The organism is Pseudomonas oryzagri, from assembly GCF_020831405.1.
Classification (GTDB): domain Bacteria; phylum Pseudomonadota; class Gammaproteobacteria; order Pseudomonadales; family Pseudomonadaceae; genus Geopseudomonas; species Geopseudomonas oryzagri.
The window spans coordinates 75212-89697 of record NZ_JAJHPU010000046.1 but is presented as its reverse complement, the minus strand read 5'-3'; the positions used below and the strand labels follow the sequence as shown (position 1 = coordinate 89697).

Genomic DNA, 14486 nt, shown 5'->3' with positions numbered 1-14486 from the left:
ATCTGTCCGCCATGAAAGCCTTCGGCAAGTTTCTCGGCCTGCTCCTGCTCGGCCTGCTGCTGGTCCTGATCGGCCTGGGCTTCGCGCTCACCCAGCTGTTCGATCCCAACGACTACAAGGACGAGATCCGCCAGCTGGCCCGCGACAAGGCCAACGTCGAGCTGGAACTCAAGGGCGAGATCGGCTGGAGCCTGTTCCCCTGGCTGGGCCTGGAGCTGCACGACACCCGCGTGGCCAGCCTGACCGCTCCGCAGCAGCCGCTGGCCGACATCGGCATGCTCGGCTTCTCGGTACGCGTGCTGCCGCTGCTGCGGCGCGAGATCCAGATGAGCGACATCCGCATCGACGGCCTCAGCCTGCAGCTGAGCCGCGACGAGCAGGGCCGCGGCAACTGGCAGGACCTCGGCCGCCCGGCCCGGCCGGCGCCGACCGCCGCCGAGCAGGCCACGCCCGCCCCGGCGACCGATACGCCGCCGGGCGCTGCGAAAAAGACCGGACCGACGCTCAAGCTGAACATCGACAGCCTGGCGATGAGCAATGCGCGCATCGACTACCGCGACGCCAAGAGCGGCCAGAGCTACACCCTCGAGGGCATCGACCTGCGCACCGGGGCGATCCGCGAGGGCGCATCCATACCACTGACCCTCAAGGGCTACTTCGGCACCAACCAGCCGATCCTGCGCGCGCGCGGCGAGCTGACCGGCAGTCTGCGCTTCGACACCGCGCTCAAGCGCTACCAGCTGGAGGACGCCAACCTCAAGGGCGAGCTGTCCGGCGCACCGCTGGCCAACCAGACCCTGACCTTCAGCGCCCGCGGCCAGCTGCTCGCCGACCTCGCCGCGCAGATCGCCGAATGGAACAGCCTCAAGCTCACCGCCAACCAGCTCAGCGCGCTCGGCGAGCTGAAGGTGCGCGACCTGGACAAGACCCCGCAGCTCGAGGGCGGTCTGTCGATCGCCGAGTTCGACCTGCGCGCCCTGCTCGAAAGCCTCGGCCAGCCGCTGCCGACGATGGCCGACGACAAGGCCCTGCGCCGCGTCGCCCTGGTCAGCGGGCTGGCCGCCACGCCGAGCAGCCTGACCCTGCAGGATCTCAAGCTGCAGCTCGACGGCAGCAACCTCGGCGGCCAGCTGGCCATCGCCGACTTCAGCCGCCGCAGCCTGCGCGCCCAGCTCAAGGGCGACAGCCTCGACCTCGACCGCTACCTGCCGCCACCGGCCAAGGAGGCGGATGCCGCCAGCGCCACCCGCAAGGCCGAGGTGGCGGGCAGCGGCCAGGCCACCGGCAACGGCAGCACCCCGCTGCCGCCCAAGCCGACCAGCCACGCCTGGAGCGACGAGCCGCTGCTGCCGCTGGAGGCGCTGCGCAAGCTGGACGCCGACGTCGCCCTGAACATCAACCACCTGGTCCTGCGCAAGCTGCCGCTGGAAGGCGCCAGCCTCAAGCTGCGCGCGCAGGGCGGGCAGATCGAACTGGGCGGGCTGAACGCCGGCCTGTTCGACGGTCGCATCGCGCTCGCCGGCAGTCTCGACGCGCGCGGCGACAACCCGCAATGGCAGTTCGCCCCCCAGCTCAGCGACATCCCGCTGGAGCGCCTGCTGACCACCCTCAAGCCGCAGGAGAAGGCGCCGCTGCGCGGCAACCTGCAGCTCGACGGCCGGCTCGGCGCGCGGGGCAACAGCGAGAAGGCGCTGATCGACAGCCTCGGCGGCAACGCCAGCTTCGTCATCGACAACGGCGCGCTGGCCGACGCCAACCTCGAGCAGCAGCTGTGCCGGGGCATCGCCACCCTCAACCGCAAAATGCCGACCCGCGAGTTCACCGACAAGGACACCCCGCTGCAGGAGCTGCGCGGCAGCCTGCAGCTGCGCGACGGCGTGGCCAGCAACCAGGATCTGCGCGCGCGCATCCCCGGCCTGACCGCCAACGGCAAGGGCGATATCGACCTGCGCGTGCTCGGCCTCGACTACCGCATCGGCCTGGTCATCGAGGGCGACCAGCGCGAGATGCCCGACCCGGCCTGCCAGGTCAACGAGCGCTACGTCGGCCTGGAGTGGCCGGTGCGCTGCCGCGGCCCGCTGGAACTGGGCGCCAAGGCCTGCCGCCTCGACCAGGACGGCCTGGGCAAGATCGCCGCCCAGCTGGCCGGCGAGAAGCTGACCGAGAAGCTCGACGAAAAGCTCGGCGACAAGGTCAGCCCGGAACTCAAGGACGCCCTGAAGAACCTGTTCAAGCGCTGACCGTACAGGCCGTGGGGACGATTCGGCCGCCATGCTGCTGTACCATGGCGGCCGAACCCCACTGCCCGCCCCGCCGATGACCGCCCACCGCCCCGCCCCCGACTTCGCCACCCGCGTGCTCGCCTGGTTCGACCAGCACGGCCGCCACGATCTGCCCTGGCAGCAGGACATCAACCCCTACCGGGTGTGGGTGTCGGAGATCATGCTGCAGCAGACCCAGGTGGCCACCGTGCTCGGCTACTACCAGCGCTTCATGACCGCCCTGCCGACGGTGCAGGCGCTGGCCGCCGCCAGCGAGGACGAGGTGCTGCACCTGTGGACTGGCCTCGGCTACTACAGCCGCGCGCGCAACCTGCACAAGACCGCCCGGATCGTGGTCGAACAGCACGGCGGCGAATTCCCCCGCGCGGTGGAGGCGCTGGCCGAGCTGCCCGGCATCGGCCGCTCCACCGCCGGCGCCATCGCCAGCATCAGCATGGGCCTGCGCGCACCGATCCTCGACGGCAACGTCAAGCGCGTGCTGGCCCGCTATCTGGCCCAGGACGGCTATCCCGGCGAGCCGAAGGTGGCCGCGCAGCTGTGGGAGGCCGCCGAGCGGCTGACTCCGCACGCGCGGGTCAACCACTACAGCCAGGCGATGATGGACCTGGGCGCCACGCTGTGCACGCGCAGCAAGCCGAGCTGCCTGCTCTGCCCGCTGGTCGCCGACTGCCGGGCGCACGCGCTGGGGCGCGAGAGCGCCTACCCACAGTCCAGGCCGCGCAAGGAGCTGCCGCAGAAACGCACGCTGATGCCACTGCTGCACGACGGCGCCGGCGCCGTGCTGCTCTACCGCCGGCCGTCCAGCGGGCTGTGGGGCGGCCTGTGGAGCCTGCCCGAACTGGACGGGCGCGGCGAACTGGCCGCGCTGGCCGAGCGCCATGGCCTCGGGCTCGGCGCCGAACAGGCGCTGGCCCCGCTCAGTCACACCTTCAGCCACTTCCAGCTGCACATCGAGCCGCTGCTGATCGCCGCCACTGCCCAGAGCCCGCGCGTGGCCGAAGGCGACTGGCTCTGGTATAACCTCGCCACCCCGCCGCGCCTGGGGCTCGCCGCCCCGGTGAAGAAGCTGCTCAAGCGCGCGGCCAGCCTGCTCAACCCCACCTCAGGAGCGCCGCAATGACCCGCATGGTGATGTGCCGCAAGTACCAGGAAGAACTCCCCGGCCTCGACCGTCCGCCCTACCCGGGGGCCCGCGGCGAGGACATCTTCAACCACGTCTCGAAGAAGGCCTGGGACGAGTGGCAGAAGCACCAGACCATGCTGATCAACGAGCGCCGGCTGAACATGATGAACGGCGAGGACCGCAAGTTCCTGATGGCCGAGATGGACAAGTTCTTCGCCGGCGAGGACTACGCGCAGGCCGAAGGCTACGTGCCGCCGAGCCCGTAAGCACCGCTAAGCGCTTAAAAAAACTGATTTTTTCGTCGCCGACTGTTGACGGTCCGGCGGCAGAAAAGGTTTAATGCCGCCCGTTGTTGCCCAGGTAGCTCAGTTGGTAGAGCAGGGGATTGAAAATCCCCGTGTCGGCGGTTCGATTCCGTCCCTGGGCACCACTTCCCTCAAGTGGCTCGCGCAACGCCTTTGCCCAGGTAGCTCAGTTGGTAGAGCAGGGGATTGAAAATCCCCGTGTCGGCGGTTCGATTCCGTCCCTGGGCACCACCGATTCGATACGGAAAGCCCCGGCCATGTGTCGGGGCTTTCTGCTTTTCAGCTTCTGAAATCCTCTCCCCCCCTTCAGGGCCGCGGCGCCAGCTCGCCGCAATCGGCGCCCAGCCAGCGCGCGCGGGTTTCCATGCGCGAGCTGCCGGCCTGCCCGCCGGCATTGAAGCGGCTGTCGAGACGCGTGACGAACTCGCGCTCGCTGACGATGCGGGTCTCGCCCTCCCCTTCGGCGTCGGGACAGTGGAAGCGGAACTTCCACAGCCGTTCGCTGCTCTCGGTGATCTCCTGGGTACAGCCGCTCTGCGCATCCTGCAGCGGCAACTGCTGTGCCTTGACCTGCGCCTCGCTCAGACACACGCGCAAGCCCTGACCGGCGGTCTGCACGCCCTTGCTGGCCATCGCGTCCTCCACCATCTGCCGCTGCTCGGCCGGCAGACTGTCGAGCTGGCCGAGCATCTCCTGCAGGGGCGGCATCTGCTGGCCGTTGACCTGCATGTTGTCGCTGCTGAGTTCCCACAGCCCGGGAAGGAGTTGCTGGGCCTGGGCGGATGCCATGGCGCCCAGCATGCCGGCGGCCACGACGAGGCGAAACAGGGGGCTCATGACCGGCTCCTTTCAAGGTTGCTTGCTGCAAGCCTAGCTGCGATCTCTCGGCTGTGACCTCTCGATAGAGGGCTCGGCCGGGGGCGCTCCCGGCATTCGGCAGGCGCGCCCCCACAGCCCTCCAGGAGCTGCGGAGAAAGCCACATCGACAGCCCCGGGACCATCCCGGTCGGCCGGGCGCTCATAGGGAATGCTGCGACGCCTCGGCCGCTTCCGCTCAGACCCGGCGCAGCGCCAGCCAGGCCAGGCCCGCGGCAACCACCTCGCCGAGCAGGAGGTAGAGGTTGAAGGTCTGCTCCGCGCCGCCATCCAGCGCCAGACCGAGCAGGCGCGCCAGCGCCGGCATGACGTTGATCAGCAGCATCAGCAGCAACGCCGGGCGCAGCTGCCCGGCGGGCAGCGCCAGCAGCAGATAGAGTGCCAGGCCGAGCGCGAGGCCACCGTACCAGGCGCGCAGGTCGGTGGCCGCGGCGGCCTGCATCGTCAGCAGCCCGCTGAAGTTGGCCATCTCGTGGGGACGCAGCAGGAAGGCCAGGCCGTAGGCGGTGAGGAACAGGATCTGCACGATCAGCAGCAGGCGGGCGAACAGCATGGCAATCTCCCTGGCGACGACGAAACCCGGCCATGCGCAAAACCGGGCGACCTGCCACGAGCATAGGCGCCGGCAGCATTCGCCGCCGGTGCTCGCGACAATCCTGAAGACCAGCGTCCGGCCCGGGAATTCCCACCGTCGCTTAGCGGTGCGGGGGCGGCCACGGACGACCGGCCTGGCCAGTGGCGCGACCGGCAGCAACACTACAGGGAGTGCGGCAGACACCGCGAGCGACGGGAGAACGACAATGCGCTGGAAACGGGCACGACGCAGCGACAACGTGGTGGACGCTCGCGGCGGGCGTATCGGCGGCGGCAAGCTGAGCCTCGGCGGCATCGCCGCCATCGTGGTGATCGGCCTGCTGATGGGCAAGGATCCGTTGCAGATCCTCGGCCAGATCGGCGGCGAGCTGGTGCAGCAGCAGCCGGCGCCGGGCGGCGGCGGTCAGCCCGGCGACGAGGCCAGCGAGTTCGTCCGCGCGGTACTCGGCGACACCGAGGACACCTGGCACGCGCTGTTCCAGGCCGAGGGGCGCCAGTACGCGGAGCCGAGCCTGGTGCTGTTCAGTGGCAGCGTGCGCTCGGCCTGCGGCTCCGCCAGTGCGGCGGTCGGCCCCTTCTACTGCCCCGGCGACCGTCAGGTGTATCTCGACCTCGAGTTCTTCCGCGAGCTGGAGCGGCGCTTCGCCGCCGCCGGCGACTTCGCCCAGGCCTACGTGATCGCCCATGAGGTCGGCCACCATGTGCAGACCCTGCTCGGCGTCTCCGCGCGGGTCGACGCCGCCCGTCAGCGCGGCGAGCCCGTGGCGGGCGCAGAGGGCCTGCTGGTACGCCAGGAACTGCAGGCCGACTGCCTGGCCGGCGTCTGGGCGCACCACGCCCAGCGCCGCCTCGACTGGCTGGAGCCGGGCGACCTGGAGGAGGCACTGAACGCCGCCAACGCCATCGGCGACGACCGCCTGCAGCACCAGAGCCAGGGCCAGGTGGTGCCGGACGCCTTCACCCACGGCACCTCGGCGCAGCGCGTGCGCTGGTTCAAGCTGGGTTTCGACGCCGGCGAGCCGGGGCGCTGCGACACCTTCCGCAGCGCCCGGCTGTAGCGCCGGCTACCACCGCCGTCAGCCGAGCAGGCGCTGCAGCTCCGCGCAGTCGCGGGCGAACAGGTCGGTCAGCTCCGGCCAGGGATTGGCCGCGTGGTTGACCAGCACGCTGCGCGCGCCGGCGGCGCGGGCGCAGGACAGGTCGTGGACGAAGTCGCCGACCATCGCCAGCTCGCCAGGGGCCACCGCCCAGCGCTCGGCCAGCTGCAGCAGGCCGTGCGGCTGCGGCTTGGGCGGCGCCTCGTCGCGGCCGAGGATGGCGTCGACCGCGAAGCAGTCGAGCAGGCCGATGGCCTCCAGGGTGACCAGCGCCAGCGACCGTGCGTTGCGGGTGAGGATGCCGAGCCGACAGCCGCGCTCGTGTAACGCACGCACCAGCGCCGGCGCGCCCGGCGCCGGGCGTGCCGCCTCGGCCAGTTCGCGCTCGTGGGCGAGCAGCCAGGCGTGCCTGGCCGCCGCTTCATGCGCCGGCAGACCCGCCAGGAACTCGAGAATGTCGTCCTGCGCCGGGATGTCCAGCGCCCGGCGGATCGCCGCGAAGTCGTGCACGGCGATGGTCAGGGTGCCGTCCATGTCGAACACCCAGTGGCGCAGCTGCGCCGCCTCGCGCCCGTCCATCGTCTTACGTCCAGTCCGGACGCTGGCGGATCAGCCCTTCCTGGACCACCGAGGCGACCAGCTCGCCGGCGCGATTGAAGATGTTGCCGCGGGTGAAGCCGCGACCGTTGCCGGCCCAGGGACTGTCGAGGGCGAACAGCAGCCATTCGTCGGCGCGCACGTTGCGGTGGAACCACAGCGAATGGTCGAGGCTGGCGATCTGCATGTTGCGCTGCCAGAACGACACGCCGTGCGGCAGCAGCGCGGTGGTCAGCAGGCCGAAGTCGCTGGCGTAGGCCATCAGGTACTTGTGCAGCGCCGGGTTGTTCGGCAGCGCGCCGGCGGCGCGCACCCACAGGTACTTCAACGGCGCGCGGGCCTGCGGATGGCCGACGTCGCTGGGGTCGACCGGACGGATCTCGATCGGCATGTCGAACTGCACCCGCTCGCGCATGCCCTCCGGCTGCTCGAAGCCGACCGCCTGGCTGATCTCCTGTTCGCAGAGCAGCTCCTCGGGGCCGGGCACGTCGGGCATCTGCGGCACCTGGTGACTGAATCCCTCCTCTTCCTGCTGGAAGGACACGCTGCAGCTGTAGATCGGCCGTCCCTTCTGGATCGCCAGCACGCGACGGGTATTGAAGCTGCCGCCGTCGCGCACGCGGTCGACCTGGTAGACCACCGGCTGGGTGGCATCGCCGGGACGCAGGAAGTAGGCGTGCATCGAATGCATGTGGCGGTCGGCGTTGACCGTCTGGCTGGCCGCCGACAGCGACTGGCCGATCACCTGGCCGCCGAACAGCTGGCGAAAGCCCAGATCCTGGCTGACGCCGCGGAACAGGTTCTCCTCGATGGTTTCCAGGCTGAGCAGGGCCACCAGCTCGTCGAGCACTTGGGTCATGCGGTTCTCCTTGCGGGCAGCGGCGCAGGCGTCGGCCGCTGCGGTCGATGGGGGGCCGGGCGCGCAGGCGGGCGGCCTCGGCGATTGACGTAATGGTAAAGACTTTGCGCCGGCACTGCCGAGCACTTTGTGGTACGCAAGTTGCGCGCCATCGCGGCGGCCTTTCCCGTCCGGCGCAGCGCGGCGCCGCCTGGCGGCGCATAATGCCGGCAGATCCCCAGCCCATCGCCGAACCATGCCGCTGCCCCTGGTCTACCACGCCGACTACAGCCCGCCACTTCCCGAGGGACACCGCTTCCCAATGGAGAAGTACCGCCTGCTGCACGAGCACCTGCGCAGCAGCCTGGCGCACGCCGACTGGCACGCACCGGCGCCCTGTCCGCAGGAGATCCTCGCCCTCGCCCACCAGCCGGCCTACATCGCCCGCTTCCTGGCCGGCGAGCTGTCCGCCGCCGAACAGCGCCGCCTCGGCCTGCCGTGGAGCGAGGAGCTGATGCGGCGCACGCTGCGCGCCCAGGGCGGCTCGCTGCTCACCGCCGAGCTTGCGCTGGCCCGGGGTCTGGCCTGTCACCTGGCCGGCGGCACCCACCACGCCGACTACGACCGGCCTTCGGGGTTTTGCGTGTTCAACGACCTGGCGGTGGTCGCCCGCCATCTGCTGGCCAGCGGCCGCGTGCAGCGCCTGCTGATCTTCGACTGCGACGTGCACCAGGGCGATGGCACCGCGCGCCTGTTGGCAGACTGCCACCCCGCGGTGACCGTGTCGTTGCACTGCCAGCAGAACTTCCCGGCCCACAAGGCGCACAGCGACTGGGACATCCCGTTGCCGGCCGGCATGGGCGACGCCGCCTACCTGAAGACGGTGGACGACGCCCTTGCCTACCTGCTGCCGCTCTACCAGCCGGACCTGGTGCTCTACGACGCCGGGGTCGACGTGCACCGCGACGACGTGCTGGGCCTGCTCGAGCTGAGCGACGCCGGCATCGCCGCGCGCGACCTGGCGGTGCTGCGCCACTGCCTGGAGCGCGACATCCCGGTGGCCTGCGTGATCGGCGGCGGCTACGACCGCGACCGCCAGGCGCTGGCGCGCCGCCACGGCATCCTCCACCACAGCGCGGCGCGGGTGTGGGAGGAGTTCGGGCTGGACTGAGCGACACTCGGCTGAACGCTGTAGGGGCGAATTCATTCGCCTGATGGGGCCGAGCTGGCGAATAAATTCGCCCCTACAACGGAACCGCAGGAAGATTCGCGCAACGCTCTTCTGCCGCCCCATACGCCGGCTGGCGCCCGGTCATGGTGGACAACGCTGCGCGGTTGTCCACCCTACATCCTGGCGCGATTCAGGGCGCCAGGTACGAGGAGCGGGTCAGGCCCAGGCGCAGGATGTCGAGAAAGCGCGTGCGCTCGGCGGCGCCGAGCGGGGCGCCGGCCACCTTGTCGCGGTACAGCGCCATCAGCTCGCTCGCCTCCAGGTGCACGTAGCGCAGCAGGTCCTCGATGGTGTCGTGGGTTTCGACGCCGGCGTGGAACACGCTGCCGTCGCTGCGCTGGTAGACGTTCACCGAGTCGGTGTCGCCGAACAGGTTGTGCATGTCGCCGAGGATCTCCTGGTAGGCGCCGACCAGGAATACGCCGAGCAGGTAGTCCTCGCCCTCGCGCAGCTCGTGCACCGGCAGGCTGGTCTCGATGCTCTGCTCATCGACGTACTGGCGAATCTTGCCGTCGGAGTCGCAGGTCAGGTCCTGCAGCACGGCGCGCCGGCCGGGCTGCTCGTCCAGGCGATGGATCGGCATGATCGGCAGGATCTGCTCGATGGCCCAGGTGTCGGGCAGGCTCTGGAACACCGAGAAGTTGCAGATGTACTTGTCGGCCAGCTTGTCGTTGAGCTCGTCGAGCACCTGGCGGTGCGAACGCTGGCGCGCCTTGAGCTGGTCGTGCAGGCGCCGGCAGATGGCGTAGTAGCACTGCTCGCCGAGCGCCTTCTGCGCCAGCGACAGCTTGCCGGCCGAATACTGCGCGGCCACCTCGCCGACCAGGTGGGTGGCCCGCCAGTAGGTCTCGGCGACCATTTCCGGATCGGTGGGGCCGAGCAGCTCGACCAGCGCCTGCAGCACCTCCGGAAGATCGTCGCCCGCGCCCGGCTCGGGCAGCCGGTCGTCGTGGCGCTCGACGTCGGTGACCTGCACCACCAGCACGGCATGGTGGGCGGTCATCGCCCGGCCGCTCTCGGAGAAGATGTGCGGGTGCGGCAGGCCCTGCCGGTCGCAGAACTCCTTGAGCATGCCGACCACCGTGGCGGCGTAATCCTCGAGGTCGTAGTTGATCGAGCTGGCGTTGCGCGAGTGGGTGCCGTCGTAGTCGACGCCCAGGCCGCCGCCGACGTCGACGTGATCGACCGGCAGGCCGAGGTCGCGCAGCTCGGCGTAGTAGCGGATCGCCTCGCGAAAGCCCTTGCGGTAGTCGGCCAGGTTGGCGATCTGCGAACCCATGTGGAAGTGCAGCAGGCGGATGCCCTGGTCGAGGCCGGCGCCGCGCAGGCGCTCGACCACGCGCAGGATCTGCGCGGCGGACAGGCCGAACTTGGCCTTCTCGCCGCCGGTGTCGGCCCACTTGCTGGAGGCCAGCGAGGACAGCCGCACGCGCAGGCCGATCTGCGGCTGCACGCCGAGGGCGGCGGCCTCCTCGATCAGCAGCGCCACTTCCGATTCCTTCTCGATCACCACGAACAGGTTGTGGCCGAGCTTCTGGCCGATCAGCGCCAAGTGGATGAACTCGCGGTCCTTGTAGCCGTTGCAGACGATGGTGCCGCCGCGCGGCGCCAGCGCCAGCACCGCCATCAGCTCCGGCTTGGAGCCGGCCTCCAGGCCGATGGCGACGTTCTCGGTGGCGATGATGTTCTCCACCACCGCCTCCTGCTGGTTGACCTTGATCGGATACAGCGCGGTGTAGTCGCTCTGGTAGTCCAGGCGCAGGATGCTGGCGTCGAAGGCGCCGGTGAGCTGGCGCACGCGGTCCTGCAGGATGCTGGGGAAACGCACCAAGAGCGGCAGGCTGAGACCGACGGCGCGCAGCTGCTCGACCAACAGGTGCAGGTCGATCGGCGCGCCGTGGGGACCGTGCGGACGGACCTCGACGTTGCCGGCAGGATTGATCGCGAAGTAGCCGGCGCCCCAGTGGCGGATGCCGTACACCCGCCGGCTGTCGTCGATGCTCCAGTCGCTCATGCTGCTGCCCCTCCCTGATCGTGGCTGTGGATCGCGGCGGCGGATGCAGCCCGCTGGGTCAGCCGCCGGACTTCTTCGCGGTGAAACCGCGCTTGCCCAACTCGGCGAGGAGCAGCTCGACGTGATCGCCCTGGATCTCGATCACCCCGTCCTTGAGCGCTCCGCCGGTGCCGCAGCGCTTCTTCAGCGCGGCGGCCAGCTCCTTGAGCGGGTCGCCGGCCAGCGGCACGCCGCTGACCGTGGTCACCGTCTTGCCGCCGCGACCCTTGGTCTCGCGGCGCACCCGGGCGATGCCGTCGCCGGCCGGGATCACCGGCTGGCCGCAGACGCACTCGCCGATCGGCTTGCCGCAGTCCGGGCAGTGGCGACCGGCGTCGGTGGAGTAGACCAGGCCGCCCAGACTGGCGAAGGAGGATGTCTTCTTGCTCACGCCCGCCCCCTCAACCCTGCTCGAGCAGCTGGCGCAGGTCGATGATCGCCGCGTTGGCGCGCGAGATGTAGTTGGCCATCACCAGCGAGTGGTTGGCCAGCACGCCGAAGCCGTCGCCGTTGAGCACCATCGGGCTCCACAGCGGCGCCTGCGCGGCCTCCAGCTCGCGGATGATCTGCCGCACGCTGACCGTGGCGTTCTTCTTGGCCAGCACGTCGGCGAAGTCGACCTCGATCGCGCGCAGGAAGTGCGACAGCGCCCAGGCCTGGCCGCGCGCCTCGTAGAACACGTTGTCGATCTGCAGCCAGGGCGTCTTGATGATCTCCTCGCTGCCCGCCGCCACGCCGGGGTCGGTGTCGGTGTGCAGGCGCAGCTGGCCGACGCTGGCGGACAGCCGCTGCGACAGCGAGCCCAGGCGGGTCTCGACGTCGGCCAGCCAGTTGCGCAGGTTGTCGGCACGGGCGTAGAACTGCGCCGGCTGGGCCGGATCGGTGAGACGGTTCTGGAAGCGGGTGAGCAGCGCGATGCCCTCGCGGTACTCCTGCTCGCTGGCCGGCAGCGCCCAGCTCTTGTTGTCGAAGTTGAACTTCGGCTCGGCCTTGGCCAGATCGGCGTCCTCGGTGGACTGCGACTGCGAGCGGGCAAAATCCTTGCGCAGCGCGCGCGACAGGTCGCGCACCTGGACCAGGGCGCCGTACTCCCAGTTGGGCATGTTGTCGAGCCACAGCCCCGGCGGCGCCAGGTCGTTGGACAGGTAGCCGCCCGGCTTGTCGAGCAGGGTGGTGGCGACGTTCTTCAGGGTCGACACGGTGGTGTAGCCGGGTACCAGCTTGACCTGCGCCCGCTCCGCGGCGGCCTGGGCGCTCTGCTGCACCGGGAACAGCTCGGGCTCCAGGCTCCAGTACCAGCCGACCACCAGGGCGCCGAGCAGGTAGACGCCGACCACGCCGCCGACCGCGCGGCTGGCCCAGATACCACCGAAATAGCTGCGCGCGCCCTCCACCGAATCGTCGACACTGTCGCGCATGGCGCCGACCTTATTCTTCCAGTCCAGCATGGCTTGGTCCTTAAACTCACGGGAAACGATTTCAGCCTGGCAGCCCCGCGCAGGCGGCTACACGTTGCCTTGCACTATAAAGCATGGGCGCGCCGGGCGTCGGCAGAAAAGCACGGCCATCTGCCGCAGCTGGGTTGCCGGCGCCTTTCCGGTATCATGCCGGCGTTCCCGAACGAGAGACCGCAATGCCTCGCCTGCTGCTCCTGCTTCTGCTGCTGTTCACCCTGCCGGCCAGCGCCGGACTGTTCGACGCTCGGCCCTCCCCCGTGCTGGGCGGCGCGCCGCTGAACAACAGCAGCGACTTCCTGCCGGTGGCCGAGGCCTTCCAGCTCAGTGTGGTCGAGGCCGATGACCGGCGGGTGAAGCTGCGCTTCGTCAACGCCGAGGGCTACTACCTGTATCGCCACCGCTTCCAGGTGCAGAGCGAACCGGCCGGCCTGGTCGCGGGCGAGCCGGGACTGCCGGCGGGCAAGGCCAAGCACGACGAGTACTTCGGCGACGTCGAGGTGTACTACGGCGTGACCGACATGGAGGTGCCGATCGCCAATCCCTCCGGGCAGCCGTTCAGCCTGCGCGTCACCTATCAGGGCTGCGCCGACCAGGGCCTGTGCTATCCGCCGGAAACCGCCACGCTGGCCATCGCCGGCAAGCCGGGTGCCGCCGCCCCTGCCGCCAGCCCAGCGGCCGGCGCCGCGACGACCGCCGCCAATCCGCCCGCCGCCGACCAAGCCGCCGCCTGGAACTGGCGCGAACTGGCGCTGTTCTTCCTCGCCGGCCTCGGCCTGACCTTCACCCCCTGCGTGCTGCCGATGCTGCCGATCCTCTCGGGGGTGGTGCTGCGCGGCCAGGTCGGCGGCGCCCGCGGCCTGATCCTGTCGTTGGCCTACGTACTGCCGATGGCCGCCTGCTTCGCCGTGCTCGGCGCGCTGATGGGCCTGTTCGGCGCCGAACTCAACCTGCAGGCGCGCCTGCAGTCGCCGTGGGTGCTCGCGCCCTTCGCGCTGTTCTTCGCCGCCTTCGCCCTGGCCATGTTCGGCGTCTACGAGCTGCGCCTGCCGGCCTTCATCCGCGAGCCGCTCGACCGCCTGGCCGGCCACACCCGCGGCGGCTCGATTCTCGGCGCCGCGCTGCTCGGCGTGTTCTCCAGCCTGCTGGTATCGCCCTGCGTATCGGCGCCGCTGGCCGGCGCCCTGCTGTACATCAGCACCAGCGGCGACGCCCTCGGCGGCGGCCTCAAGCTGTTTGCCTTGGGCCTTGGCATGGGCGCGCCGCTGGTGCTGTTCGCCACCGGCGGCGGCGCCCTGCTGCCGCGCTCGGGGGTGTGGATGACCTCGGTGCGCAACGCCTTCGGCGTGCTGCTGCTCGGCGTGGCGATCTGGCTGCTCGAGCGCGTGCTGCCCGGCCAGCTCAGCCTGGCGCTGTGGGGCCTCTTGGCCGGCGGCGTGGGGCTCAACCTCGGCGCCCTGGAGTGGATTCCCAAGACCCACCGCCAGCGCGTCGCCCAGCTGTTCGGCCTGCTGCTGCTGGTCTACGCGCTGGCCGCCTGGGTCGGCGCGCTGCGCGGGGAAAGCGACCCGCTGCGTCCGCTCGGCCGCCCGGCGCTGGCGCAAAACCCGGCCGGCGCCACGCCGGTCGCCGCGCATGGCGCCTGGCAGACCATCAGCACCCCCGCCGAACTGGACGCCGCCTTCGCCGCGGCGAGCAGCGCCGGCCGGCCGCTGCTGCTCGACTGGTACGCCGACTGGTGCATCAGCTGCAAGGTGATCGAGCGCGAAGTGCTCGAGGCGCCGCAGGTCGCCCCGCAGCTGGCCGCCTGGCAGCTGGTGCGCTTCGATATCACCGCCAGCAGCCCGGAACAACGCGCGCTGCTCGATCGCTACCGGCTGTTCGGCCCGCCGGCGATCCTGCTGTTCGCCGCCAACGGCAGCGAGTGGCAGGACCTGCGGGTGGTCGGCGAGATCGACGCCGCCGCCTTCGCCGCCCGTCTGGAACAGGCCGCGGCGCGTTTCTGAGGGGGCCGATTCCGGCCATCGTCAGCCATC

General features: G+C 70.3%; 13 protein-coding genes and 2 tRNA genes. 8 read left to right on the top strand and 7 right to left on the bottom strand.

Annotated features, from left to right (window positions below; translation table 11 throughout):
- Nucleotides 1-11 precede the first annotated feature (11 nt).
- The 5 genes from LMJ29_RS20745 to LMJ29_RS20725 all read left to right on the top strand — a co-directional run bounded on the left by LMJ29_RS20745 (nucleotide 12) and on the right by LMJ29_RS20725 (nucleotide 3941).
- The gene (locus LMJ29_RS20745; protein ID WP_229607424.1) at nucleotides 12-2240 is read left to right on the top strand and encodes an AsmA family protein; all 2229 of its coding nucleotides are present in this window, start codon (nucleotides 12-14) and stop codon (nucleotides 2238-2240) included.
- Nucleotides 2241-2316: 76 nt separating this feature from the next.
- Entirely contained in the window at nucleotides 2317-3402 is a 1086-nt protein-coding gene (gene mutY / locus LMJ29_RS20740; protein ID WP_229607457.1) for an A/G-specific adenine glycosylase, read from the top strand.
- The gene (locus LMJ29_RS20735) at nucleotides 3399-3671 is read left to right on the top strand and encodes an oxidative damage protection protein (RefSeq protein ID WP_229607423.1); all 273 of its coding nucleotides are present in this window, start codon (nucleotides 3399-3401) and stop codon (nucleotides 3669-3671) included. The genes mutY and LMJ29_RS20735 overlap by 4 nt, the downstream gene beginning before the upstream one ends.
- Nucleotides 3672-3759: 88 nt before the next feature.
- Nucleotides 3760-3835, top strand: a tRNA-Phe gene (locus tag LMJ29_RS20730).
- 30 nt (nucleotides 3836-3865) lie between these two features.
- Nucleotides 3866-3941: transfer RNA gene (locus tag LMJ29_RS20725), tRNA-Phe, on the top strand.
- A 75-nt stretch (nucleotides 3942-4016) separates the two neighbouring features.
- Here LMJ29_RS20725 and LMJ29_RS20720 read toward each other — a convergent pair.
- Nucleotides 4017-4547: a DUF3617 domain-containing protein gene (locus tag LMJ29_RS20720; protein ID WP_229607422.1), complete on the bottom strand. Its 531-nt coding sequence runs from the start codon at nucleotides 4545-4547 to the stop codon at nucleotides 4017-4019.
- Nucleotides 4548-4764: 217 nt separating this feature from the next.
- A complete protein-coding gene (locus LMJ29_RS20715) occupies nucleotides 4765-5139 on the bottom strand; it encodes a DUF4345 family protein (protein ID WP_229607421.1) in 375 nt (124 codons plus the stop codon).
- Between the two features lie 247 nt (nucleotides 5140-5386).
- On the opposite strand from LMJ29_RS20715, the gene ypfJ reads away from it, so the two are divergent.
- Entirely contained in the window at nucleotides 5387-6238 is an 852-nt protein-coding gene (ypfJ, locus tag LMJ29_RS20710) for a KPN_02809 family neutral zinc metallopeptidase (RefSeq protein WP_229607420.1), read from the top strand.
- Nucleotides 6239-6256: 18 nt separating this feature from the next.
- Here the strand turns inward: ypfJ and LMJ29_RS20705 are convergent, their stop codons facing one another.
- Nucleotides 6257-6856, bottom strand: a complete 600-nt coding sequence (locus tag LMJ29_RS20705) for an HAD family hydrolase (protein WP_229607419.1) — start codon at nucleotides 6854-6856, stop codon at nucleotides 6257-6259.
- A 4-nt stretch (nucleotides 6857-6860) separates the two neighbouring features.
- The gene (tesB, locus tag LMJ29_RS20700) at nucleotides 6861-7733 is read right to left on the bottom strand and encodes an acyl-CoA thioesterase II (RefSeq protein ID WP_229607418.1); all 873 of its coding nucleotides are present in this window, start codon (nucleotides 7731-7733) and stop codon (nucleotides 6861-6863) included.
- A gap of 235 nt (nucleotides 7734-7968) precedes the next feature.
- Here tesB and LMJ29_RS20695 point away from each other — a divergent pair, with 235 nt between their 5' ends.
- On the top strand, nucleotides 7969-8883 hold the full coding sequence (locus LMJ29_RS20695; protein WP_229607417.1) for a histone deacetylase family protein: 915 nt from the start codon (nucleotides 7969-7971) through the stop codon (nucleotides 8881-8883).
- Between the two features lie 190 nt (nucleotides 8884-9073).
- Here the strand turns inward: LMJ29_RS20695 and speA are convergent, their stop codons facing one another.
- The 3 genes from speA to LMJ29_RS20680 are packed head-to-tail and all read right to left on the bottom strand — an operon-like array spanning nucleotide 9074 to nucleotide 12444.
- Entirely contained in the window at nucleotides 9074-10957 is a 1884-nt protein-coding gene (gene speA / locus LMJ29_RS20690; protein WP_229607416.1) for an arginine decarboxylase, read from the bottom strand.
- A gap of 58 nt (nucleotides 10958-11015) precedes the next feature.
- Nucleotides 11016-11387, bottom strand: coding sequence for a translation initiation factor Sui1 (locus LMJ29_RS20685; protein ID WP_229607415.1), 372 nt, complete (start codon nucleotides 11385-11387; stop codon nucleotides 11016-11018).
- Nucleotides 11388-11397: 10 nt separating this feature from the next.
- Complete coding sequence (locus LMJ29_RS20680; protein ID WP_229607414.1) at nucleotides 11398-12444, bottom strand: DUF2333 family protein; 1047 nt, start codon at nucleotides 12442-12444, stop codon at nucleotides 11398-11400.
- Between the two features lie 185 nt (nucleotides 12445-12629).
- On the opposite strand from LMJ29_RS20680, the gene LMJ29_RS20675 reads away from it, so the two are divergent.
- The gene (locus tag LMJ29_RS20675; RefSeq protein WP_229607413.1) at nucleotides 12630-14456 is read left to right on the top strand and encodes a protein-disulfide reductase DsbD; all 1827 of its coding nucleotides are present in this window, start codon (nucleotides 12630-12632) and stop codon (nucleotides 14454-14456) included.
- The last annotated feature ends 30 nt before the right edge of the window (nucleotides 14457-14486 follow it).

Excerpts from the sequence above, each read along its gene's own strand:
- LMJ29_RS20720 (WP_229607422.1), bottom strand. The coding sequence starts at position 4,547 with ATGAGCCCCCTGTTTCGCCTCGTCGTGGCCGCCGGCATGCTGGGCGCC.
- ypfJ (WP_229607420.1), top strand. The coding sequence starts at position 5,387 with ATGCGCTGGAAACGGGCACGACGCAGCGACAACGTGGTGGACGCTCGC.
- speA (WP_229607416.1), bottom strand. The coding sequence starts at position 10,957 with ATGAGCGACTGGAGCATCGACGACAGCCGGCGGGTGTACGGCATCCGC.
- LMJ29_RS20695 (WP_229607417.1), top strand. The coding sequence starts at position 7,969 with ATGCCGCTGCCCCTGGTCTACCACGCCGACTACAGCCCGCCACTTCCC.
- LMJ29_RS20735 (WP_229607423.1), top strand. The coding sequence starts at position 3,399 with ATGACCCGCATGGTGATGTGCCGCAAGTACCAGGAAGAACTCCCCGGC.
- LMJ29_RS20675 (WP_229607413.1), top strand. The coding sequence starts at position 12,630 with ATGCCTCGCCTGCTGCTCCTGCTTCTGCTGCTGTTCACCCTGCCGGCC.
- tesB (WP_229607418.1), bottom strand. The coding sequence starts at position 7,733 with ATGACCCAAGTGCTCGACGAGCTGGTGGCCCTGCTCAGCCTGGAAACC.
- LMJ29_RS20715 (WP_229607421.1), bottom strand. The coding sequence starts at position 5,139 with ATGCTGTTCGCCCGCCTGCTGCTGATCGTGCAGATCCTGTTCCTCACC.
- LMJ29_RS20680 (WP_229607414.1), bottom strand. The coding sequence starts at position 12,444 with ATGCTGGACTGGAAGAATAAGGTCGGCGCCATGCGCGACAGTGTCGAC.
- mutY (WP_229607457.1), top strand. The coding sequence starts at position 2,317 with ATGACCGCCCACCGCCCCGCCCCCGACTTCGCCACCCGCGTGCTCGCC.
- LMJ29_RS20705 (WP_229607419.1), bottom strand. The coding sequence starts at position 6,856 with ATGGACGGGCGCGAGGCGGCGCAGCTGCGCCACTGGGTGTTCGACATG.
- LMJ29_RS20745 (WP_229607424.1), top strand. The coding sequence starts at position 12 with ATGAAAGCCTTCGGCAAGTTTCTCGGCCTGCTCCTGCTCGGCCTGCTG.